The 20,386-nt window shown below is 64.5% G+C and carries 20 protein-coding genes, 2 tRNA genes and 1 pseudogene; 16 read left to right on the forward strand and 7 right to left on the reverse strand.

Annotated elements, in window-relative coordinates:
• The first annotated feature begins 63 nt into the window (after positions 1-63).
• The 3 genes from clpX to ACRQ5Q_RS19935 all read left to right on the forward strand — a co-directional run bounded on the left by clpX (position 64) and on the right by ACRQ5Q_RS19935 (position 4,546).
• Positions 64-1,335, forward strand: a complete 1,272-nt coding sequence (gene clpX / locus ACRQ5Q_RS19925; protein ID WP_211402163.1) for an ATP-dependent Clp protease ATP-binding subunit ClpX — start codon at positions 64-66, stop codon at positions 1,333-1,335.
• Between the two features lie 323 nt (positions 1,336-1,658).
• Positions 1,659-4,082, forward strand: a complete 2,424-nt coding sequence (gene lon / locus ACRQ5Q_RS19930; RefSeq protein ID WP_439368449.1) for an endopeptidase La — start codon at positions 1,659-1,661, stop codon at positions 4,080-4,082.
• A 59-nt stretch (positions 4,083-4,141) separates the two neighbouring features.
• Positions 4,142-4,546 carry a GFA family protein gene (locus tag ACRQ5Q_RS19935; protein WP_439368448.1) on the forward strand — a complete coding sequence of 135 codons (405 nt, stop codon included), beginning with the start codon at positions 4,142-4,144 and terminating at the stop codon, positions 4,544-4,546.
• A gap of 93 nt (positions 4,547-4,639) precedes the next feature.
• On the opposite strand, the gene ACRQ5Q_RS19940 is transcribed toward ACRQ5Q_RS19935, so the two are convergent.
• Positions 4,640-4,716, reverse strand: a tRNA-Val gene (locus ACRQ5Q_RS19940).
• 125 nt (positions 4,717-4,841) lie between these two features.
• Here ACRQ5Q_RS19940 and ACRQ5Q_RS19945 point away from each other — a divergent pair.
• Positions 4,842-5,702: a class I SAM-dependent methyltransferase gene (locus tag ACRQ5Q_RS19945; protein ID WP_439368447.1), complete on the forward strand. Its 861-nt coding sequence runs from the start codon at positions 4,842-4,844 to the stop codon at positions 5,700-5,702.
• A gap of 117 nt (positions 5,703-5,819) precedes the next feature.
• Here ACRQ5Q_RS19945 and ACRQ5Q_RS19950 read toward each other — a convergent pair whose 3' ends face one another.
• The 6 genes and pseudogenes from ACRQ5Q_RS19950 to ACRQ5Q_RS19975 form a co-directional block, all read right to left on the reverse strand.
• On the reverse strand, positions 5,820-6,809 hold the full coding sequence (locus ACRQ5Q_RS19950; RefSeq protein WP_439368446.1) for a cation diffusion facilitator family transporter: 990 nt from the start codon (positions 6,807-6,809) through the stop codon (positions 5,820-5,822).
• Positions 6,810-6,811: 2 nt separating this feature from the next.
• Positions 6,812-6,979, reverse strand: a pseudogene (locus ACRQ5Q_RS19955) (efflux RND transporter permease subunit); the annotation flags it as partial.
• Positions 6,980-7,190: 211 nt separating this feature from the next.
• On the reverse strand, positions 7,191-8,441 hold the full coding sequence (pepT, locus tag ACRQ5Q_RS19960) for a peptidase T (protein ID WP_439368445.1): 1,251 nt from the start codon (positions 8,439-8,441) through the stop codon (positions 7,191-7,193).
• Positions 8,442-8,547: 106 nt separating this feature from the next.
• Complete coding sequence (locus tag ACRQ5Q_RS19965; protein ID WP_439368444.1) at positions 8,548-8,862, reverse strand: HU family DNA-binding protein; 315 nt, start codon at positions 8,860-8,862, stop codon at positions 8,548-8,550.
• Positions 8,863-9,062: 200 nt separating this feature from the next.
• Positions 9,063-9,139 (reverse strand) — tRNA-Asp (locus ACRQ5Q_RS19970).
• A gap of 160 nt (positions 9,140-9,299) precedes the next feature.
• Positions 9,300-9,503: a hypothetical protein gene (locus ACRQ5Q_RS19975; protein ID WP_439399591.1), complete on the reverse strand. Its 204-nt coding sequence runs from the start codon at positions 9,501-9,503 to the stop codon at positions 9,300-9,302.
• Positions 9,504-9,745: 242 nt separating this feature from the next.
• Here ACRQ5Q_RS19975 and ACRQ5Q_RS19980 point away from each other — a divergent pair, with 242 nt between their 5' ends.
• From ACRQ5Q_RS19980 to nuoI, 12 genes are all read left to right on the forward strand, one after another.
• Positions 9,746-10,246 carry a hypothetical protein gene (locus ACRQ5Q_RS19980; RefSeq protein ID WP_439375795.1) on the forward strand — a complete coding sequence of 167 codons (501 nt, stop codon included), beginning with the start codon at positions 9,746-9,748 and terminating at the stop codon, positions 10,244-10,246.
• Positions 10,247-10,787: 541 nt separating this feature from the next.
• Entirely contained in the window at positions 10,788-11,153 is a 366-nt protein-coding gene (locus tag ACRQ5Q_RS19985) for an NADH-quinone oxidoreductase subunit A (RefSeq protein WP_008136158.1), read from the forward strand.
• Positions 11,150-11,731: a NuoB/complex I 20 kDa subunit family protein gene (locus tag ACRQ5Q_RS19990; protein ID WP_371740171.1), complete on the forward strand. Its 582-nt coding sequence runs from the start codon at positions 11,150-11,152 to the stop codon at positions 11,729-11,731. The genes ACRQ5Q_RS19985 and ACRQ5Q_RS19990 overlap by 4 nt, the downstream gene beginning before the upstream one ends.
• Positions 11,732-11,742: 11 nt before the next feature.
• Positions 11,743-12,354: an NADH-quinone oxidoreductase subunit C gene (locus ACRQ5Q_RS19995; RefSeq protein WP_439368441.1), complete on the forward strand. Its 612-nt coding sequence runs from the start codon at positions 11,743-11,745 to the stop codon at positions 12,352-12,354.
• Between the two features lie 2 nt (positions 12,355-12,356).
• A complete protein-coding gene (locus tag ACRQ5Q_RS20000; RefSeq protein WP_439368440.1) occupies positions 12,357-13,553 on the forward strand; it encodes an NADH-quinone oxidoreductase subunit D in 1,197 nt (398 codons plus the stop codon).
• On the forward strand, positions 13,550-14,545 hold the full coding sequence (locus tag ACRQ5Q_RS20005; RefSeq protein ID WP_439399593.1) for an FkbM family methyltransferase: 996 nt from the start codon (positions 13,550-13,552) through the stop codon (positions 14,543-14,545). The genes ACRQ5Q_RS20000 and ACRQ5Q_RS20005 overlap by 4 nt, the downstream gene beginning before the upstream one ends.
• Positions 14,546-14,556: 11 nt before the next feature.
• Positions 14,557-15,168, forward strand: a complete 612-nt coding sequence (nuoE, locus tag ACRQ5Q_RS20010; protein WP_439399595.1) for an NADH-quinone oxidoreductase subunit NuoE — start codon at positions 14,557-14,559, stop codon at positions 15,166-15,168.
• Positions 15,168-15,374 (forward strand): hypothetical protein, encoded by a 207-nt coding sequence (locus ACRQ5Q_RS20015; protein WP_439399597.1) that lies wholly within the window; start codon positions 15,168-15,170, stop codon positions 15,372-15,374. The genes nuoE and ACRQ5Q_RS20015 overlap by 1 nt, the downstream gene beginning before the upstream one ends.
• 15 nt (positions 15,375-15,389) lie before the next feature.
• Positions 15,390-16,715 carry an NADH-quinone oxidoreductase subunit NuoF gene (nuoF, locus tag ACRQ5Q_RS20020; protein ID WP_439368435.1) on the forward strand — a complete coding sequence of 442 codons (1,326 nt, stop codon included), beginning with the start codon at positions 15,390-15,392 and terminating at the stop codon, positions 16,713-16,715.
• 5 nt (positions 16,716-16,720) lie between these two features.
• Positions 16,721-18,796 carry an NADH-quinone oxidoreductase subunit NuoG gene (nuoG, locus tag ACRQ5Q_RS20025; RefSeq protein ID WP_439399599.1) on the forward strand — a complete coding sequence of 692 codons (2,076 nt, stop codon included), beginning with the start codon at positions 16,721-16,723 and terminating at the stop codon, positions 18,794-18,796.
• A 10-nt stretch (positions 18,797-18,806) separates the two neighbouring features.
• Positions 18,807-19,874: an NADH-quinone oxidoreductase subunit NuoH gene (gene nuoH / locus ACRQ5Q_RS20030; RefSeq protein WP_018642373.1), complete on the forward strand. Its 1,068-nt coding sequence runs from the start codon at positions 18,807-18,809 to the stop codon at positions 19,872-19,874.
• 14 nt (positions 19,875-19,888) lie between these two features.
• Positions 19,889-20,377, forward strand: a complete 489-nt coding sequence (nuoI, locus tag ACRQ5Q_RS20035) for an NADH-quinone oxidoreductase subunit NuoI (RefSeq protein WP_026232873.1) — start codon at positions 19,889-19,891, stop codon at positions 20,375-20,377.
• The last annotated feature ends 9 nt before the right edge of the window (positions 20,378-20,386 follow it).

Genomic DNA, 20,386 nt, shown 5'->3' on the forward strand with positions numbered 1-20,386 from the left:
CGGCCATCGTGTCGGACTGGAGCGATCGAGCGGAACGGGATCGAACCGCGGACGGAGACATGAATGAGTAAGGTCGGCACGAGCGACTCCAAGAACACGCTGTATTGCTCGTTCTGCGGCAAGAGCCAGCACGAAGTCCGCAAACTGATCGCGGGTCCCACGGTCTTCATCTGCGACGAGTGCGTTGAGCTCTGCATGGACATCATCCGTGAGGAGAACAAATCCTCGCTGGTGAAGTCGCGCGACGGCATTCCGACGCCGAAGGAAATCTGCAAGGTGCTGGACGACTACGTCATCGGCCAGAGCCATGCGAAGAAGGTCCTGTCGGTCGCGGTGCACAACCACTACAAGCGCCTCAATCACCAGACCAAGCACAACGACGTCGAACTCGCGAAGTCGAACATTCTGCTGATCGGTCCGACCGGCTCGGGCAAGACGCTGCTCGCGCAGACGCTCGCCCGCATCCTGGACGTGCCGTTCACGATGGCGGATGCGACGACGCTGACCGAGGCCGGCTATGTCGGCGAGGACGTCGAGAACATCATCCTGAAGCTGCTCCAGGCCGCCGACTACAATGTCGAGCGCGCCCAGCGCGGCATCGTCTACATCGACGAAATCGACAAGATCAGCCGCAAGTCCGACAATCCCTCGATCACGCGCGACGTGTCGGGTGAGGGCGTGCAGCAGGCCTTGCTCAAGATCATGGAAGGCACAGTGGCTTCGGTCCCGCCGCAGGGCGGCCGCAAGCATCCGCAGCAGGAGTTCCTGCAGGTGGATACCACCAACATCCTGTTCATCTGCGGCGGTGCCTTCGCAGGCCTCGAGAAGATCATCTCGGCGCGCGGCCGGTCGACCTCGATCGGCTTCGGCGCCCAGGTGCTCGCGCCGGAAGATCGCCGCACCGGCGAGATCTTCCGTCACGTCGAACCTGAGGATCTCCTGAAGTACGGCCTCATCCCCGAGTTCGTCGGCCGTCTGCCGGTCGTGGCGACGCTCGAGGACCTGGACGAGACCTCGCTGAAGAAGATCCTGACCGAGCCGAAGAACGCGCTGGTGAAGCAATACCAGCGGCTGTTCGAGATGGAGAACATCGAGCTGACCTTCGCCGACGAGGCGCTTGGCGCGGTCGCCCGCAAGGCGATCGAGCGCAAGACCGGCGCGCGCGGGCTGCGTTCGATCCTCGAGGCAATTCTGCTCGAGACCATGTTCGACCTGCCGGGCCTGGAAGGTGTGGAAGAAGTCGTGATTTCCCGCGAAGTCGTGGAAGGCACGGCGCGTCCGCTCTACATCTACGCCGATCGGACGGATCGCGCCGTCGAGAATGCCAGCGCCTGATTTCCGGCGCTGGAACGCTCCAATCGTCTCATCGAGTTGAGCTGCGGACGTGTATCTCCGCAGCCGGTGTTGCGTCGCTTGTCTGTGTGCGTAAGCGCCTGATGACGCGCGTATTTCAATGACTTGACACCCCCCGGGTCGATAGCCACCTAATGTCGGCGGGCGAGAATTTCTCTTCAGGATTCGCCTCTGTTCCGATCCGGCGAGCCGGTCCAACTTTGCAAGAGGACCGACCGGTTTTGTGGATCACCTCGGCACCTTGTGGCGGTTGCGCATGAGCATGGCGGGCTGCGTGCAAGGGGGCAAAGCAAAAGGAAAAGGCCATGACTAATCCAAAACCCCGGCCAACCATCGCCCACGGCGAAGCGCACGCTTATCCCGTGCTGCCGCTGCGCGACATCGTCGTCTTCCCGCACATGATTGTTCCGCTCTTCGTCGGCCGCGAGAAGTCGATCCGCGCGCTTGAAGAGGTGATGAAGAACGACGCGCTGATCATGCTCGCGACGCAGAAGAACGCGTCCGACGATGATCCGGCGCCGGATGCCATTTACGAGACCGGTACGCTCGCCAGCGTGCTCCAGCTCCTGAAGCTTCCCGATGGCACCGTGAAGGTGCTGGTCGAGGGGCTCGAGCGTGCGCGCGTGCAGAAGTATACCGATCGCGCCGATTACTATGAAGCCACCGCCGTGGCGCTCGCCGATACCGATGCGAAATCGGTCGAGGCGGAAGCGCTGGCGCGCTCGGTTGTGTCCGACTTCGAGAGCTATGTGAAGCTCAACAAGAAGATCTCGGCCGAGGTCGTCGGCGTCGTGCAGGCGATCACCGATTTCGCCAAGCTCGCCGACACCGTCGCCTCGCATCTCGCGGTCAAGATCGCGGATCGCCAGGGCATCCTGGAGACGCTGTCCGTCACCACGCGCCTCGAGAAGGTGCTGGGCCTGATGGAGAGCGAGATCTCGGTGCTACAGGTCGAGAAGCGCATCCGCTCGCGCGTCAAGCGCCAGATGGAGAAGACCCAGCGCGAGTACTATCTCAACGAGCAGATGAAGGCGATCCAGAAGGAGCTCGGCGACGACGACGGTCGCGATGAGCTCGCCGATCTCGAAGAGAAGATCGCCAAGACGAAGCTCTCCAAGGAAGCGCGCGAGAAGGCGCAGCACGAATTGAAGAAGCTGCGCCAGATGTCGCCGATGTCCGCGGAAGCGACGGTCGTGCGCAACTATCTGGATTGGCTGCTGTCGATCCCGTGGAACAAGAAGTCCAAGGTGAAGAAAGACCTTGAGGCCGCGCAGGCCATCCTGGACTCCGATCACTACGGGCTCGAGAAGGTCAAGGAACGCATCGTCGAGTATCTCGCGGTGCAGTCGCGCGCCAACAAGCTGACCGGACCGATCCTGTGCCTCGTCGGGCCTCCCGGCGTCGGCAAGACCTCGCTCGGCAAGTCGATCGCGAAGGCGACCGGACGTGAGTTCGTGCGCGTCTCGCTCGGCGGCGTGCGCGACGAGGCCGAGATCCGCGGTCACCGCCGCACCTATATCGGCTCGATGCCCGGCAAGATCATCCAGTCGATGCGGAAGGCGAAGTCGTCCAATCCGCTGTTCCTGCTCGACGAGATCGACAAGATGGGCGCCGATTTCCGCGGCGATCCGTCCTCGGCCTTGCTTGAGGTTCTCGACCCCGAGCAGAACGGGACCTTCAACGACCACTATCTCGAGGTCGACTACGATCTGTCCAACGTGATGTTCATCACGACCGCGAATACGCTGAATATTCCAGGTCCCCTGATGGACCGCATGGAGATCATCCGGATCGCGGGCTACACCGAGAACGAGAAGGTCGAGATCGCGCGCAAGCACCTGATCCCGAACGCGGTGTCCAAGCACGGCCTGGACTCCAAGGAGTTTTCGATCGACGACGACGCGCTGCTGCTTCTGATCCGCCGCTACACCCGCGAAGCGGGCGTGCGCAACCTGGAGCGTGAGCTCTCCACACTCGCCCGCAAGGCGGTGAAGGAGCTGATGATCTCCAAGAAGAAGTCGGTCAAGGTCACCGAGAAGACTCTGGAAGAGCTACTCGGCGTTCCGAAGTACCGCTTCGGCGAGATCGAGAGCGAGCCGCAGGTCGGCATCGTCACCGGCCTTGCCTGGACCGATGTCGGCGGCGAGCTGCTGACAATCGAAGGCGTCATGATGCCCGGCAAGGGCAAGATGACGGTCACCGGCAACCTGCGCGACGTCATGAAGGAGTCGATCTCGGCGGCGGCGTCCTACGTCCGCTCCCGCGCGATCAACTACGGCGTCGAGCCGCCGCTGTTCGACCGGCGCGACATCCACGTGCACGTGCCTGAAGGCGCGACGCCGAAGGATGGTCCGTCGGCGGGCGTGGCCATGGCCACCGCGATCATCTCGGTCATGACCGGCATCCCGGTTCGCCACGATGTCGCGATGACCGGCGAGATCACGCTGCGCGGCCGCGTGCTGCCGATCGGCGGCCTCAAGGAGAAGCTGCTGGCCGCAGCCCGCGGCGGCATCAAGACGGTGCTCATCCCCGAGGACAACGCCAAGGATCTCACGGAGATTTCCGATGCGATCAAGGGCGGCATGGAGATCATCCCGGTCTCCCGTCTCGATGATGTCGTCGCCAAGGCCTTGGTCAAGAAGCCGGTGCCGATCGTCTGGGAAGAAGACACCAAGGTGACGGTGAAGCCGGACGGCGATGAAGCCGCCGGCGGCCTGACCGCTCACTGATCTCGAGCAAAAGATGATAAAACGGCGCCTTCGGGCGCCGTTTTTGTCTGAGGCTGGTCATGCAGGTCGACGGGCAGTGCCATTGCGGGAAGATCACGTTCGCGGCCGAAATTGACCCCGAGGCGGTCTCGGTGTGCCACTGCACCGATTGCCAGACGTTGACCGGCTCGCCATTCCGGGTGACCGCGATCTGCACCAAGGCCGACGTGAAGCTCACCGCCGGCACGCCAAAGGTCTACGGCAAGCGCGGCGACAACGGCCGGATGCGCTTCCAGCACTTCTGCGCCGACTGCGGTTCCCCGCTGTTCACCAGCGGGGAGGGCGAGGAGGCCGAGGATTGGGGTATCCGCTGGGGCAGCATCCGCCAGCGCGACCAATTGCGGCCTGTCAGGCAGATCTGGTGCCAGTCGGCGGCCGTGTGGATCGATGCCGTGCCGCTGCTGCCGGGGCGGCCGCAGGACTGAGAGGGCTCGCGTAGCCGTAGCTCGCTGCGAAAAGCCCGCCTTCGCCCGTTTGGGCTTCGGCGCGGCAGCCCGCGTCGCTGTGCGAGCGTAGGCTGGTGGGCGGTCACGGATTCGAACCGCGGACCCTCTCGGTGTAAACGAGATGCTCTAACCAGCTGAGCTAACCGCCCCACGGCGCCTCTTTAGCCCTCCGGCGGGGCAAGGAGCAAGGGGTGGTCGCGCAGCAAACCGGGTTCATTTGCAGCTTGATCGGCTTCTGACGTGGTATCACCCGCCGGCAAAATGAGAGGCCTCAATGGAACAGCCCAGCGGACACGAGCAAAATGCCGACCAGATCGCCTATTGGAATGGCCCCGGCGGCCAGCGCTGGGCTGACCGCCATGCCGTGCAGGAAAAGCTGCTCGGGCCGATTGCCGATGTGCTGATCGACCGCGCCAAACCGCAGCCGGGCGAGCGGGTGATCGACGTCGGCTGCGGCTCCGGTGCGACGACGGTCGCATTCGCGAAGGCTGTCGCGCCCGATGGCTTTGCACTCGGGCTCGATGTGTCCGAGCCGATGCTGTCGCAGGCACGGTCGCTGGCGCCAAAGGGCCTGCCGCTCGATTTCGTGCTGGCGGATGCGACGGTACATCCGTTCGAGCCGGCGAGCTTCGATCTCCTGGCCTCGCGCTTCGGCGTCATGTTCTTTGCCGATCCGGTCGCGTCCTTCACCAATCTCCGCCGCGCCCTGAAGGCATCGGGGCGGCTGGCGTTCGTCTGCTGGCGCGAGCCGAAGGAGAATCCCTGGATGATGGCGCCGCTGATGGCGGTCTATAAGCATGTGCCGAAGATGCCGCCGGTCGGGCCTGAGGAGCCGGGCCCGTTCGCCTTTGCTTCGGAGGAGCGCGTGATGCGCATCCTGAATGGCGCGGGCTTCGTCGACGTCGCAATGGAGCCGCACAATCTGGCGCTGGATATCGCCATCGGCGGCGGCCTCGACGCCGCGGTCGACGGCTCGCTGCAGATCGGCCCGGCCAGCCGTGCTTTGCAGGGCCATCCGCCGGAAACCCATGAGGCCGCCAAAGCCTCCATCCGCGAGATACTCGCGCCGTTCCTGAGGGGGCAGAGCGTGGCGCTCCAGGGGGCGATCTGGATCGTGACGGCGAAGGTGGGGTAGCCGCGGCTCTCACCACGCCGTCATTGCGAGCGCAGCGAAGCAATCCAGACTCCCTCCGGGGACACAGTCTGGATTGCTTCGCTGCGCTCGCAATGACGTGGATGGTCCGGGGGACTCCTACACCACGTCATCCGGCGCCAGGGCGCAGCCATTATCGGGATGCGTCTCCACCTGAAGCGTGGTGTGGCCGATGCGGAAGGATGTCTTCAACATTTGCGCGGTCTCCATCAGGAACGCATCGCCGCTGCCTGCGGGCATGACCAGGTGGCAGGTCAGCGCCGTCTCGGTGGTCGAGATCGGCCAGACGTGGAGATCGTGGATCGCGGACACACCCGGGCGCGCCAGCAGGAGCGTCCTGATCGCGACGAGGTCCGTGCCCTTGGGGACGGCCGCCATCGACATGTCGATCGAGCCGCGCAGGAGGCTGGTCGTGCTCCAGAGGATGGTGGCGCAGATGACGAGGCTGGTGACGGGATCGAGCCAGAGCCAGCCGGTCCAGACGATCAGCGCTGCCGAGACGACGACGCCGAGCGACACGGCGGCATCAGCCGCCATGTGCAAGTACGCGCCCTCGATGTTGATGTCGTCCTTGCGGCCGCGCGCGAACAGCATGGCGGTAAAGCCGTTGATGAGGATGCCGATGCCGGCGACCACCATCACCGTGACGCCGGCGACCGGCTCCGGCTCGCGCAGGCGCAAGATCGCTTCCCAGCCGATCGCGCCGGTCGCGACCAGCAGGAACACGGCATTGGCGAGCGCCGCCAGGATGGTGGAGGCGCGCAGCCCATAGGTGAAGCGGCCGCTCGGCGCGCGTTTTGCAGCAATGGATGCGCCCCAGGCCAAGACGAGGCCCAGCACGTCGGACAGGTTATGGCCGGCGTCGGCGAGCAGGGCGGTGGAGTTGCCGATGTAGCCATAGACCGCTTCTGCCACGACCAGCGCGGTGTTGAGGGTGATGCCGATCGCGAACGCCTTGCCGAAGCTGGCGGGCGCATGGACATGAGAGTGGCCATGACCATGATCGTGTCCGTGATCATGGTCATGACCACGATCATGCGAATGGCCGCCATGGTCATGATGATGGCCGTGGTGGTCGTGGCTGCCCAAATCTAGCACTCCCCGGACGCCGCCAAATCGGGGGCCATTCTAGGCGTTTCACGCGCCCCGTCACGCCGGAATAGCACGTAGAGCGCCGGCAGCACCAAGAGCGTCAGGACGGTCGAGGAGATGATGCCGCCGATCACGACGGTCGCGAGCGGCCGCTGCACCGCTACGCCGCCGGCAATCAGCTCGTTGAAGCGCATCTGGATCGACTGGGTCATGCCATAGGCGGTGCCGGGCAGGGTGTTTGGCGGCCCGCACACGCCTCATCCGACTGCGACCGGCTCGCAACATATGCGGCTCATTCAGCGGTCTCCCGAATTTGATCGGATGGGACAACAGCATGCGGGACCGGGACAGCCGCTTCGTGCCCTTCCGGAGCAAGACCTACGCCTTCTCCTCCCAGATCATCGCAAGGTGCACGATGGTCTGCACCGCCTTCTCCATGTCCTGCCGACTGACCCATTCGAGGCGCGAGTGGAAGGCGTGCTCGCCGGCGAAGATGTTGGGGCAGGGCAGGCCCATGAAGGACAGGCGCGAGCCGTCGGTGCCGCCGCGGATGGCGGTGCGCATCGGGCGCAGGCCGGCCCGGCGGATCGCCTCGATGGCGTATTCGAGCACGTGCGGGTGACGGTCGATCACCTGCTTCATGTTGCGATACTGCTCCCGCACCTCGAAGCTGTAGGTCGAGCGCGGATAGTCCTTCATCACGTCCTTGACGATGCCCTCGAGCAGCGCCTCCTTCTCCTTCAGCCCTTCCTCGGTGAAGTCGCGGATGATGAAGGAAAGCGTTGCCTGCTCCAGCGCGCCCTCGATGCTGATCGGATGCAGAAAGCCCTGCTTGCCCGAGGTCGTCTCCGGCGAACAGCCTTCCTTGGGCAGCCGCTCGATGATGGCGGCCGCGATCTTGATCGCGTGCTCCATCTTGCCCTTGGCATAGCCGGGATGGGCACTGACGCCGTTGATGGTGATGGTGGCACCATCAGCCGAGAAGGTCTCGTCCTCGACGGAGCCGGCGCTCTCGCCGTCCATGGTGTAGCCGAAATCGGCGCCGAGCTTCTTCAGGTCGACATTGTCGACGCCGCGACCGATCTCCTCGTCCGGCGTGAACAGGATCTTGATGGTGCCGTGCTTCACATCAGGGTTGTTGATGAAGAAATGCGCGGCATCCATGATCTCGGCGACGCCGGCCTTGTTGTCGGCGCCCAGCAGCGTGGTGCCGTCCGTGGTGATGATGTCGTTGCCGATCTGATTCTTCAGCGCCGGATGTTCGGCGAAGCGGATCACCTGGCTGGTGTCGCCCGGCAGCACGATATCGCCGCCGCGATAGTTCTTCACCATCTGCGGCTTGACGTCCTTGCCGGTGACGTCTGGCGAGGTGTCCATGTGCGAGCAGAAGCAGATCACCGGCACCTTCTTGGTCGTGTTGGCCGGGATGGTGCCGTAGACATAGCCGTAATCGTCGAGATGGGCATCCGCAACACCCATGGCCTTCAGCTCGGCGGCGAGCACGCGGCCGAGATCCTTCTGCTTCTCGGTCGAGGGCGAGCGAGGGGATTCCGGGTCGGACTGGGTGTCGATGGTGACGTAGCGCAGGAAGCGCTCGGTCACGGTGTGCGAAAAGGTGAGGGAGGACATTTCTGGTCAAACCGCCGGGTTTTTGGGGGATGCAGGCGGTATATCAGAAAAGCGGGCCGTGATGCGGCCGGGAACGAGATCCGATCAGGCTTAACGAATGGTAGCCTTAAATCGCCTCTTTGAGTTCCTTCACCGGGCGGAACGCGACCTTCTTGCTGGCCTTGATGTGGATGGCTTCGCCTGTCGAGGGATTGCGGCCGGTGCGGGCGGCGCGCTTGCGGACCTGGAGGATGCCGAGCCCCACGATGCGGACCCGGTCGCCCTTTTTCAGGTGCTTTGTGATCAGATCGACCATGTCGGTCAGGACGGCCTCGGCATGCTTCTTGGACAGGTCCTGGCTCTCCGCGATATCGGCGGCGAGGTGCTTGAGCGTGATGGTGGCAGGAGGGGCTGCCTTCTTTGCCGAATCCTTCTTTGCCATGTCTGGCCTCCTCGATCACAGGGAAGCCCCCGGAAAAGCGTGAAAAGCGTAGGGGTTCCTTGGTTAAGTCCTGGAAGGCGTAGACGATTCGGACGCGGGCCGACTATGCCACGGGTTCCCGACCGACCCCGACAATGGCCCGCACAGCCGCGAAAGGCGTCGGGATGTTGCGGTTAAGGCTATGAAGGGATTGCCAAAAGTGGCGCGAGAGACGGGGCTCGAACCCGCGACCTCCGGCGTGACAGGCCGGCGCTCTAACCAACTGAGCTACTCCCGCGTGGCTCGCTGAACGCGCGCGGAACGAGGGGGGACTTAAAGGGGGGATAGGGTGAAGTCAAGGACGTTGCGCTTCTCCAGCGCATCTCGGCTAAGCATTGCTCTGGAAAATGAAAAAGGCCGCCCGGAGGCGGCCAATGGTCAGCCCGAATTCCGCTGTGTCAGCGAAGCTCCGACGTGCCCGCGCTGGTGATCACGACAGGCTTGCCGGCTTTAACCACCTGGCTGGACTGGGCGCTCTGGCTGTAATCCGCACTGGTACGGGCCGCGATCCCGAAGCCGGCCACTGCAATGCCGGCAATCAGCGCCACCACCACGATCTTCAGGTGGGTCGCACGATCAGCAGAGTGAATTGAGTGGTTCATATGAGCCTCCCGACGGGCTTCGCCGCCGTCTATGCGGTGATCTTCTAAGGAGCATCTGTTTCCGGATCGTTTCGCGGCTTCCGCAAAATGGTTTCATCTATGCGCCCGCCGGGCGGGCCTCAGGCTGCGGACCGGCCGATGTCGTTGCGGATCGAGCGGGCGGCCCGGACGAACAGGGGCGCGCCCAGCGTGGTCGTGACCGCCGCCGAGAGCACGACAACAATTACTTCATCGCACCGCCGGTGACCTGGAAGCCGTACGCCGAGACTACGTTCACGGTGCTGGCCTCGGCCTCGAAGCAGGACACCCGCGGCATCAACTTCCTGCCCGATCAGGGCACGGTGACGAACGGGCCGTTCGGCAAGATCCCACCTAGCTTCTTCATCGGCGATCCCGGTGTCGACAAGTTCACGCGCGAGCAGGAGATGCTCGGCTACCAGTGCGAGCGCCATCTCACCGACGACGTGTCGTTCCGGCAGAACGCGCGCTTTGCCCATGTCGACATCACCTATTGCGGCTATGCGAAGAACACGCCCAATCCGACCGATCTCGACAATCAGCTGGAGTATCGCTTCAACACCGGCCCGGTGAGGCACACGATGCTGTTCGGCGTCGACCTGAAGGGCTACCAGATCGATGATTACCAGCTGTTCGTTCGTGACACGGTCTCGCAGAACCAGACCGGCGAGGTGACCTCCCGTGGTCGCGAGCTGCCCGGGCGCGGCCTGTTCCACAGACCCTGATCACCCATCGCGACATCGATGAGCTCGCGCGGCGCGTGCGACGGCCCAGCAAGTCGCCGACGCCGCGCTCGCGATCGACCCGGAGGTGGGTGCCGGAGCGACGCATTCGCCGGACGGGGCCCGGACCCGTCGGGATGCATGGCTAGTCTGACCAGCGGCGCCTGGGCACAGGCGCAATGGCTGTCCTAATCCGCCGTCGCGGCGATCGGGCCGCACTCACCAGTCGCCGGTATGACAAGGGGCACTATCCTCCTTGTAATTTGGATTTCGCCGCTCCGCGGCCTAAATAGAGTAAGCTTCCCGAACGACGGACCTACCGGCCAAGCGCGCAGCACTGATCGGGATCGCCCTTGCTGGGGCGGTCGATCTGCTCCATACCAGCCGCGGGTTGATTCCGGGATTTCCACCGTTCCGGGGGCGGCAAAGGGCCTGAAAAGAGCGTGTCTTGCACCTATTGGTGCACTGCGCTAAGGCTCAGAATAATTCCAAATCGGGACGAATCCGCGGCTCCCCCGACGTCGCGGGAAACAAGGGCTCGCCAATGAGCGGCATTCTGCAGAACTATCTTCCACTCGTCGTCTTTATAGGGGTGGCGGGCCTCATCGGCCTCGTGCTGCTGATCGCGCCGTTCATCGTGGCGTTCCAGCAGCCGGACCCGGAAAAGCTGTCGGCGTATGAGTGCGGTTTCAACGCCTTCGACGACGCGCGAATGAAGTTCGACGTCCGCTTCTATCTGGTCGCCATCCTCTTCATCATCTTCGACCTCGAGGTGGCGTTCCTGTTTCCCTGGGCGGTGGCGTTCGGCAAGCTTGGCGCCACCGGCTTCTGGTCCATGGTGGTGTTCCTCGCCGTGCTGACGGTGGGGTTCGCCTATGAATGGAAGAAAGGGGCACTGGAATGGGATTGAATCCTGCACCGTCCGCCGGTCCGGTCGTCGCGCCGGCCCCCAAGGGCATTCTGGATCCGTCGACCGGCAAGCCGGTCGGGGCCAATGATCCGTTCTTCCTCGAGGTCAATTCCGAACTGTCCGACAAGGGCTTCTTCGTGGCCGCGACCGACGACCTCATCACCTGGGCGCGCACCGGCTCGCTGATGTGGATGACCTTCGGTCTCGCCTGCTGCGCCGTCGAGATGATGCAGGTGTCGATGCCGCGCTACGACGTCGAGCGCTTCGGCTTCGCCCCGCGTGCCTCGCCGCGCCAGTCCGATGTGATGATCGTCGCAGGGACCTTGACCAACAAGATGGCGCCCGCGCTGCGCAAGGTCTACGACCAGATGCCGGAGCCGCGCTACGTCATCTCGATGGGCTCCTGCGCCAATGGCGGCGGCTACTATCACTATTCCTACTCGGTCGTGCGCGGCTGCGACCGCATCGTGCCGATCGACATCTACGTGCCGGGCTGCCCGCCCACGGCGGAAGCGCTGCTCTACGGCGTGCTGCTGCTGCAGAAGAAGATCCGGCGCACCGGCACCATCGAACGCTAAGGTTTTACGTCATGGACGACGGCAAGCTCGACGCCCTTGGGCAAACGATCGTTAGCGCGCTTCCGGGCGCCGCCATCGGTCACACGGTGGCCTTCAACCAGCTCACGGTTGATGTCGAGGCCGGCAAGATCGTCGAGGTGGTCAAGTACCTCCGCGACGATCCGAACTGCCGTTTCGTCAACATCACCGACGTGACCGCGGTCGACTATCCCTCGCGCGAGATGCGCTTCGATGTGATCTATCACTTCCTGTCACCGACCCTGAACGCGCGGATCCGCCTGCGGGTCGCCGCCGACGAGACCACGCAGATCCCGTCGCTGATCGACGTGTTCCCCGGCGCCGACTGGTTCGAGCGCGAGGCCTACGATCTCTACGGCGTGTTCTTCGTCGGCCATCCCGACATGCGCCGCATCCTCACCGATTACGGTTTCGAGGGCCATCCGCTGCGCAAGGATTTTCCGCTCACCGGCTTCGTCGAGGTCCGCTACGACGACCAGGAGAAGCGCGTGGTGTACGAGCCTGTCAGGCTCAACCAGGAATTCCGCAAGTTCGATTTCCTCTCGCCGTGGGAAGGGGCGGACTATCCGCTTCCCGGTGACGAGAAGGCGGGGCCGAAGGTCTGATCATGAACGAGCAACCTGAAAATCTCCGCAACTTTACGATCAATTTTGGCCCGCAGCATCCGGCTGCGCACGGCGTGTTGCGTCTGGTGCTGGAGCTTGACGGCGAGGTCGTCGCCCGCGTCGACCCCCATATCGGCCTGCTTCACCGCGGCACCGAGAAACTGATCGAGCAGAAGACCTATCTGCAGGCGATCCCTTACTTCGACCGCCTCGATTACGTCGCGCCGATGAACCAGGAGCACGCCTTCTGCTTAGCGGCCGAAAAGCTGCTCGGCATCGAGGTGCCGCGCCGTGGCCAGCTCATCCGTGTGCTCTATTGCGAGATCGGCCGCATCCTGTCGCATCTGCTCAACGTCACCACGCAGGCGATGGACGTCGGCGCGCTGACCCCGCCGCTGTGGGGCTTCGAAGAGCGCGAGAAGCTGATGGTGTTCTACGAGCGCGCCTCGGGCAGCCGCATGCATGCGGCCTTCTTCCGCGTCGGCGGCGTGCATCAGGATCTCCCGCAGAAGCTGATCGACGACATCGAGGCCTGGTGCGATCCGTTCCTGAAGGTCGTGGACGACCTCGATCGCCTGCTCACCGCCAACCGCATCTTCAAGCAGCGCAACGTCGACATCGGCGTGGTGCCGCTGAAGGAAGCCTGGGAGTGGGGTTTCTCGGGAGTGATGGTGCGCGGCTCGGGCGCGGCCTGGGACCTGCGCAAGTCGCAGCCCTATGAGTGCTACGCCGAGATGGATTTCGACATCCCGATCGGCAAGAACGGCGACTGCTACGACCGCTACCTGATCCGCATGGAAGAGATGCGCCAGGCCGTGCGCATCATGAAGCAGTGCATCCAGAAGCTGAACGCGCCCGACGGCAAGGGCCCTGTCGTCGTCGCCGACAACAAGGTCGCCCCGCCGCGCCGCGGCGAGATGAAGCGCTCGATGGAAGCGCTGATCCACCACTTCAAGCTCTACACCGAAGGCGTTCACGTGCCGGCCGGCGAGGTCTATGCCGCGGTCGAGGCGCCCAAGGGCGAGTTCGGCGTCTATCTCGTCTCCGACGGCACCAACAAGCCGTACAAGTGCAAGATCCGCGCGCCGGGCTTTGCCCATCTGCAGGCCATGGACCACATCTGCCGTGGCCATCTGCTCGCCGACGTCTCGGCGATCCTGGGCTCGCTCGACATCGTGTTCGGAGAGGTCGATCGGTGACGGCGCAGGCGCCAATCCAGTTTGACCGCGCCTCGGGGGCCCTTGAAGGGGCCAACCTGTGGGAGCGGACGGCTGCCTTGGCGCTGGTGACGGGCTCGAAGATCTCCTCGCACTTCTCGCACATGGGCTACATCGCCTGCGCCAATCTGCTGGCGAAGACGCTGCCCAGGCGCAACATCGCGATCAAGCTCAACCCCGACGCCGTGTTCGAATTCCCCTACGGCGACGGCTACTGGAGCAAGCTGCTCAACCGCTCCTACAACTATGAGGACGAGCTCGAGCTGCTGTTCGCCGACTCCATCGACGTCGACTACACGCTGCTCGATTGCGGCGCCAACTACGGCTACTGGTCGGTGCTGGTGTCGAGCAAGCCGTTCGGCTCGCACAGGGCGATCGCGATCGAGCCGTCGGGCCAGAACTATCCGAAGCTCGCCAACAACGCCCGCGTGAACGGCAGCCGCTTCGAGACCATGAAGTGCGCCATCGGCGCCGCTCGCGGCACCGCGCGGCTGTCAGGCACCAAGCACGAGGCCTTCAGCATCGCCGGCGACGCATCGGCCGGTGGGGAAGAGGTGCCGGTCCTGGCGCTGGACAACCTGATCGACGATGGCAAGATCGCTGCCAGCGGCAAGTACCTGGTCAAGCTCGATGTCGAGGGCGTCGAGATCGAGGCGATCAAGGGGGGCGCTCGGCTGCTCCAGGCCGACAGCGTCATCATGTGCGAGGAGCACGGCAGCGACCGCAGCCACGCGGTGTCGCGCTACATCCTCGAGCAGACTCCGCTGAAGCTGATCGTGTTCGATCCGCGCAGCAACCGGATGGAGACCGTGACCGAGCTGTCGATCCTCGATCGCATCAAGGTCTCGACCCACGTCGGCTACAACGTTTTCGGCACCGCAAGCGCGTTCTGGCAGGACAGGATCGATGCCCTGAATGCCAAGACCCTGAACGCCAAGACTCTGAACGCCAAGACCGCGCGCCGCATGCAGTGAGAGATCAAGAGATGTCCGTTCGCCGATTAGCACCGAAGGAAGTCCAGCCCGCGAGCTTTGCGTTCACGGAGGAGAACCTCGCATTCGCGAGGCAGCAGATCGCGAAATATCCGGCCGGCCGGCAGGCTTCCGCGGTCATCGCCATCCTCTGGCGGGCGCAGGAGCAGAACGAGGGCTGGGTATCGGAAGCCGCGATCCGCGTCATCGCCGACATGCTTGACATGCCCTATATCCGCGTGCTGGAGGTCGCGACCTTCTACACGATGTTCCAGCTCGCGCCCGTCGGCAAGAAGGCCCACGTCCAGGTCTGCGGCACCACGCCGTGCCGCCTGCGCGGCGCCGAGGATCTGATCCACGTCTGCGAGCACCGCATCCATCACGAGCCCTTCCATCTCTCGAAGGACGGCAATTTCAGCTGGGAGGAGGTCGAGTGCCTCGGGGCCTGCGTGAACGCGCCGATGGTGCTGATCGGCAAGGACACCTATGAGGACCTGACCAAGGAAAGCTTCGGCAAGGTGCTCGACGGCTTTGCCTCCGGCAATCCGCCGAAGCCCGGCCCGCAGAACGGCCGCCAGTTCTCGGCGCCGATCACCGGGCCGAGCACGCTGAAGGAGATCACCTGATGCGTGGTCTCTCGCAGCCTTCGGTGCAGCGGAGCGGTGCCGTGAAGAAGTGGGGCTTCATCGCGATGCATGCCGCCGTGGCGGCTGCCTTCATCTTTCTCCTGCAACGCTTCAGCCTGAACGCGTCGCTGGAATCCAGTCTGCTCTGGGCGCTGACCTTCGCCGTCTGCGCCGCCGGACTTGCCTACAAGCAGTCCAATCGTTGATCGGAAAGCACTGATATGCTCGAGGACAAGGACCGCATCTTCAAGAACCTCTACGGCCTCCACGACTGGGGGCTCGAGGGTGCGCGGCGCCGTGGCGCCTGGGATGGTACGAAGACCATCATCGACAAGGGCCGCGATTGGATCATCAACGAGATGAAGGCGTCGGGCCTGCGCGGCCGCGGCGGGGCCGGCTTCCCGACCGGTCTGAAGTGGTCCTTCATGCCGAAGGAATCGACCGACGGCCGGCCGAGCTATCTCGTCGTCAACGCCGACGAGTCGGAGCCCGGCACCTGCAAGGACCGCGAGATCATGCGGCACGATCCGCATCTCCTGGTCGAGGGGTGCCTGATCGCGAGCTTCGCGATGAATGCGCATGCCTGCTACATCTATGTCCGCGGCGAGTTCATCCGCGAGCGCGAGCGTCTCCAGGCCGCGATCGACCAGGCCTACGAGGCCAAGCTGATCGGCAAGGACAATGTCAACGGCTGGCCGTTCGACCTCTACGTCGCCCACGGCGCCGGCGCCTATATCTGCGGCGAGGAGACCGCGCTGCTCGAAAGCCTCGAAGGCAAGAAGGGCCAGCCGCGGCTGAAGCCGCCGTTCCCGGCGAACGTCGGCCTGTTCGGCTGCCCGACCACCGTCAACAACGTGGAGTCGATTGCGGTTGCGCCCGACATCCTGCGCCGTGGCGCAGCGTGGTTCGCCGGCATCGGCCGTCCGAACAATGTCGGCACCAAGCTCTTCTGCATCTCCGGCCATGTCGAGCGGCCCTGCAACGTCGAAGAGGCCATGGGCATTCCGTTCCGTGAGCTGATCGAAAAGCATTGCGGCGGCATCCGCGGCGGCTGGGACAACCTCAAGGCTGTGATCCCCGGCGGCTCGTCGGTGCGCATGGTGCCGGCCGAGCAGATCATCGACACGCCGATGGATTTCGACAGCCTGAGCAAGCTGCGCTCGGGCCTCGGCACCGCGGCCGTGATCGTGATGGACAAGTCGACCGACCTGATCCGCGCCATCGCCCGCATCTCCTATTTCTACAAGCACGAGAGCTGCGGCCAGTGCACGCCGTGCCGCGAGGGCACGGGCTGGATGTGGCGCGTGCTCACCCGCATGGCCGAAGGCCGCGCCCACAAGCGCGAGATCGACATGCTGCTCGAGGTGACCAAGCAGGTCGAAGGCCACACCATCTGCGCGCTCGGCGACGCGGCGGCCTGGCCGATCCAGGGCCTGATCGCGCATTTCCGTCACGAGATCGAAGCGCGCATCGACCAGTATTCGCACAAGGCCGACATCGACGATGCCGGCGTCCGCGATCCCGTGAACATGGTCGCGGCGGAGTAAGAGACATGACCAAGCTCATCATCGACGGCAAAGAGATCGATGTCCCGCCGGAGTACACGCTGCTTCAGGCGTGCGAGGCGGCCGGCGCCGAGATTCCGCGCTTCTGCTATCACGAGCGGCTGTCGATCGCCGGCAATTGCCGGATGTGCCTCGTCGAGGTGAAGGGCGGCCCGAAGCCGGTCGCCAGCTGCGCCTGGGGCGTGCGCGACTGCCGTCCGGGCCCCAAGGGCGAGCCGCCGGAGATTTCGACGCGTTCGCCGATGGTGAAGAAGGCGCGCGAAGGCGTGATGGAATTCCTGCTCATCAACCATCCCTTGGACTGCCCGATCTGCGACCAGGGCGGCGAGTGCGATCTTCAGGACCAGGCGATGGGCTATGGTGTCGACACCAGCCGCTTCGCCGAGAACAAGCGCGCGGTCGAGGACAAGTACCTCGGCGCGCTGGTCAAGACCTCGATGAACCGCTGCATCCAGTGCACGCGCTGCGTCCGCTTCTCGGCGGAGGTCGCCGGCGCGCCCGAGATGGGAGCCACCGGCCGCGGCGAGGACATGGAGATCACGACCTATCTCGAGCACGCGCTGACGTCGGAACTGCAGGGCAATCTCGTCGACATCTGCCCGGTCGGCGCGCTGACCTCGAAGCCCTACGCGTTCGCGGCGCGTCCCTGGGAACTCGGCAAGACCCAGTCGATCGACGTGATGGACGGCCTGGGATCGGCGATCCGCGTCGACACCCGCGGCCGCGAGGTGATGCGGATTCTGCCGCGCATCAACGAGGCCGTGAACGAGGAGTGGATCTCCGACAAGACCCGCCACATCGTCGACGGGCTGCGCACCCAGCGTCTCGACCGACCCTACATCCGTGAGGCCGGCAAGCTGCGCGCGGCGACCTGGCCCGAGGCCTTCGCCGCGATCGCCTCCAAGGCGGCGCGCACCGACGGCAAGCGCATCGGCGCGATTGCCGGCGACCTCGCGGGTGTCGAGGAGATGTTCGCGCTGAAGGACCTGCTCGCCAAATACGGCTCGAGCAATCTGGCGGTGCAGGGCGGCGACGCCTTCGATCCCGCGCTCGGCCGCGGCTCCTACATCTTCAATCCGACCCTGGTCGGCGTCGAGCAGGCCGATGCGCTGCTCATCATCGGTGCCAATCCGCGCAAGGAAGCGGCCGTGTTCAACGCCCGCATCCGCAAGCGCTGGCGCGCCGGCGGCTTCAAGGTCGGCGTGATCGGCGCCAAGGCCGATCTGACCTATCATTACGATCATCTCGGCGCGGGCACCGAGACGCTCAATGAGCTCGCCGCCGGCAAGCACTCCTTCATGGACGTGCTGAAGAACGCCAAGCACCCGATCATCCTGGTCGGCGCCGGCGCGGCCGCCCGTCACGACGGCGCCGGCATCCTCGCCGCCGCCGCCAAGCTCGCGCTCGACGTCGGCGCGGTGAAGGACGGCTGGAACGGGTTTGGCGTGCTGCACGAGACCGCCTCGCGCGTCGGTGCGCTCGACATCGGCTTCGCCGCGACCGCAGGCGGCCTGAACGCTGCGCAGATGACGACGTTCGGCACGCTGGACCTGCTGTTCCTGCTCGGTGCCGACGAGATCAAGGCGCCGGACGGCACCTTCGTCGTCTATATCGGCACCCATGGCGACCGCGGCGCGCATCGCGCCGACGTCATCCTGCCGGCCGCCGCCTACACCGAGAAGTCCGCGATCTACGTCAACACCGAAGGCCGCGTGCAGATGACGGGTCGTGCCGCGTTTCCGCCGGGCGAGGCCCGCGAGGACTGGGCGATCATTCGTGCGCTGTCGGAAGCGCTCGGCAAGAAGCTCGGCTATGACTCGCTTCCCGCGCTGCGCCAGGCGATCTTCAAGGCCGTGCCGCATCTGATCCGTCTCGACCAGATCGAGGCCGGCTCCGCCGACCAGGTCAAGAAGCTGGCGGGGAAGGGCGGCTCGCCCGAGAAGGCGCCGTTCAAGCCGCTGGTCGAGGACTTTTATTTGACCAACCCAATCGCGCGTGCGTCCGCCGTGATGGCGGAATGCTCGCGGCTTGCCTCCGGGCAGATGCTGACCGCAGCGGAGTGAGCGTGATCTGATGGAATTCTTCGAAAGCGCATTCTGGACCGGGTTCCTCTGGCCGCTGATCATCATGGTCGCCGAGAGCGTCCTGGTGCTCGTCGTCCTGCTCGTGGCGATCGCCTACATCCTGCTCGCCGACCGCAAGATCTGGGCGGCGGTGCAGATCCGCCGCGGCCCGAACGTGGTCGGCCCCTGGGGCCTGCTGCAATCCTTCGCGGACCTGCTGAAGTTCGTGCTGAAGGAGCCGATCATCCCGGCCGGCGCCAACAAGGGCGTGTTCCTGCTGGCGCCGCTGGTGTCCTGCGTGCTTGCGCTCGCCGCCTGGGCGGTGATCCCGACCAATCTCGGCTGGGTGATCTCCGACATCAATGTCGGCGTCCTCTTCATCTTCGCGATCTCGTCGCTGTCGATCTACGGCATCATCATGGCCGGCTGGTCGTCCAACTCGAAATACCCGTTCCTGGCCGCGCTGCGCTCGGCGGCGCAAATGGTGTCGTACGAAGTCTCGATCGGCTTCGTCATCATCACGGTGCTGCTCTGCGCCGGCACGCTGAACCTTTCGGCCGTGGTCGAGGCCCAGCACGCACGCGGTCTCGCCAGCCTGATCGGGCTGCCGCAGCTCACCATCCTGAACTGGTATGTCTGGCCGCTGTTCCCGATGTTCGTGGTGTTCTACGTCTCGGCGCTGGCGGAAACCAACCGTCCGCCCTTCGACCTCGTCGAAGCGGAATCCGAGCTCGTCGCAGGCTTCATGGTCGAATACGGCTCGACGCCGTACCTCTTGTTCATGCTCGGCGAATACGTCGCCATCGTTACGATGTGCGCGCTGGCCACGATCCTGTTCCTCGGTGGCTGGTTGCCGCCGGTGGATCTGCCGCCCTTCAACTGGGTGCCCGGGATCATCTGGTTCGCGCTGAAACTGTTCTTCATGTTCTTCCTGTTCGCGATGGCAAAGGCGATCGTGCCGCGCTACCGCTACGACCAACTGATGCGCCTCGGCTGGAAGGTGTTCCTGCCGCTGTCGCTGGCGATGGTGATCGTGGTGGCCGGCGTGCTGCATTTCGCCGGCATCGCGCCGAAGTGAGGGCCGTCATGGGTATCAACATCAACGCCACTGCTCGCTCGCTTCTGCTGTCGGAATTCGTCTCGGCGTTCTTCCTCGCCATGCGCTATTTCTTCCAGCCGAAGCCGACGCTGAACTATCCGTTCGAGAAGGGCCCGATCTCGCCGCGCTTCCGCGGCGAGCATGCGCTGCGCCGCTATCCGAACGGCGAAGAGCGCTGCATCGCCTGCAAGCTGTGCGAAGCGGTCTGCCCCGCGCAGGCCATCACCATCGAGGCCGGCCCGCGCCGCAACGACGGCACCCGCCGCACCGTGCGCTACGACATCGACATGGTGAAGTGCATCTATTGCGGCCTCTGCCAGGAGGCCTGTCCGGTCGACGCCATCGTCGAAGGTCCGAATTTCGAGTTCGCGACCGAGACCCGCGAGGAACTGTTCTATGACAAGGCCAAGCTGCTCGCCAACGGCGACCGCTGGGAACGCGAGATCGCGAAAGCGATCGAGCTCGACGCGCCGTACCGGTGAGGTGAGGGC

It is taken from the genome of Bradyrhizobium sp. PMVTL-01, from assembly GCF_051861855.1.
Classification (GTDB): domain Bacteria; phylum Pseudomonadota; class Alphaproteobacteria; order Rhizobiales; family Xanthobacteraceae; genus Bradyrhizobium.

Coding starts and splice junctions, on each gene's coding strand:
- clpX (WP_211402163.1), top strand. CDS start 64: ATGAGTAAGGTCGGCACGAGCGACTCCAAGAACACGCTGTATTGCTCG.
- lon (WP_439368449.1), top strand. CDS start 1,659: ATGACTAATCCAAAACCCCGGCCAACCATCGCCCACGGCGAAGCGCAC.
- ACRQ5Q_RS19935 (WP_439368448.1), top strand. CDS start 4,142: ATGCAGGTCGACGGGCAGTGCCATTGCGGGAAGATCACGTTCGCGGCC.
- ACRQ5Q_RS19945 (WP_439368447.1), top strand. CDS start 4,842: ATGGAACAGCCCAGCGGACACGAGCAAAATGCCGACCAGATCGCCTAT.
- pepT (WP_439368445.1), bottom strand. CDS start 8,441: ATGTCCTCCCTCACCTTTTCGCACACCGTGACCGAGCGCTTCCTGCGC.
- ACRQ5Q_RS19965 (WP_439368444.1), bottom strand. CDS start 8,862: ATGGCAAAGAAGGATTCGGCAAAGAAGGCAGCCCCTCCTGCCACCATC.
- ACRQ5Q_RS19975 (WP_439399591.1), bottom strand. CDS start 9,503: ATGAACCACTCAATTCACTCTGCTGATCGTGCGACCCACCTGAAGATC.
- ACRQ5Q_RS19985 (WP_008136158.1), top strand. CDS start 10,788: ATGAGCGGCATTCTGCAGAACTATCTTCCACTCGTCGTCTTTATAGGG.
- ACRQ5Q_RS19995 (WP_439368441.1), top strand. CDS start 11,743: ATGGACGACGGCAAGCTCGACGCCCTTGGGCAAACGATCGTTAGCGCG.
- ACRQ5Q_RS20000 (WP_439368440.1), top strand. CDS start 12,357: ATGAACGAGCAACCTGAAAATCTCCGCAACTTTACGATCAATTTTGGC.
- nuoE (WP_439399595.1), top strand. CDS start 14,557: ATGTCCGTTCGCCGATTAGCACCGAAGGAAGTCCAGCCCGCGAGCTTT.
- ACRQ5Q_RS20015 (WP_439399597.1), top strand. CDS start 15,168: ATGCGTGGTCTCTCGCAGCCTTCGGTGCAGCGGAGCGGTGCCGTGAAG.
- nuoF (WP_439368435.1), top strand. CDS start 15,390: ATGCTCGAGGACAAGGACCGCATCTTCAAGAACCTCTACGGCCTCCAC.
- nuoG (WP_439399599.1), top strand. CDS start 16,721: ATGACCAAGCTCATCATCGACGGCAAAGAGATCGATGTCCCGCCGGAG.
- nuoH (WP_018642373.1), top strand. CDS start 18,807: ATGGAATTCTTCGAAAGCGCATTCTGGACCGGGTTCCTCTGGCCGCTG.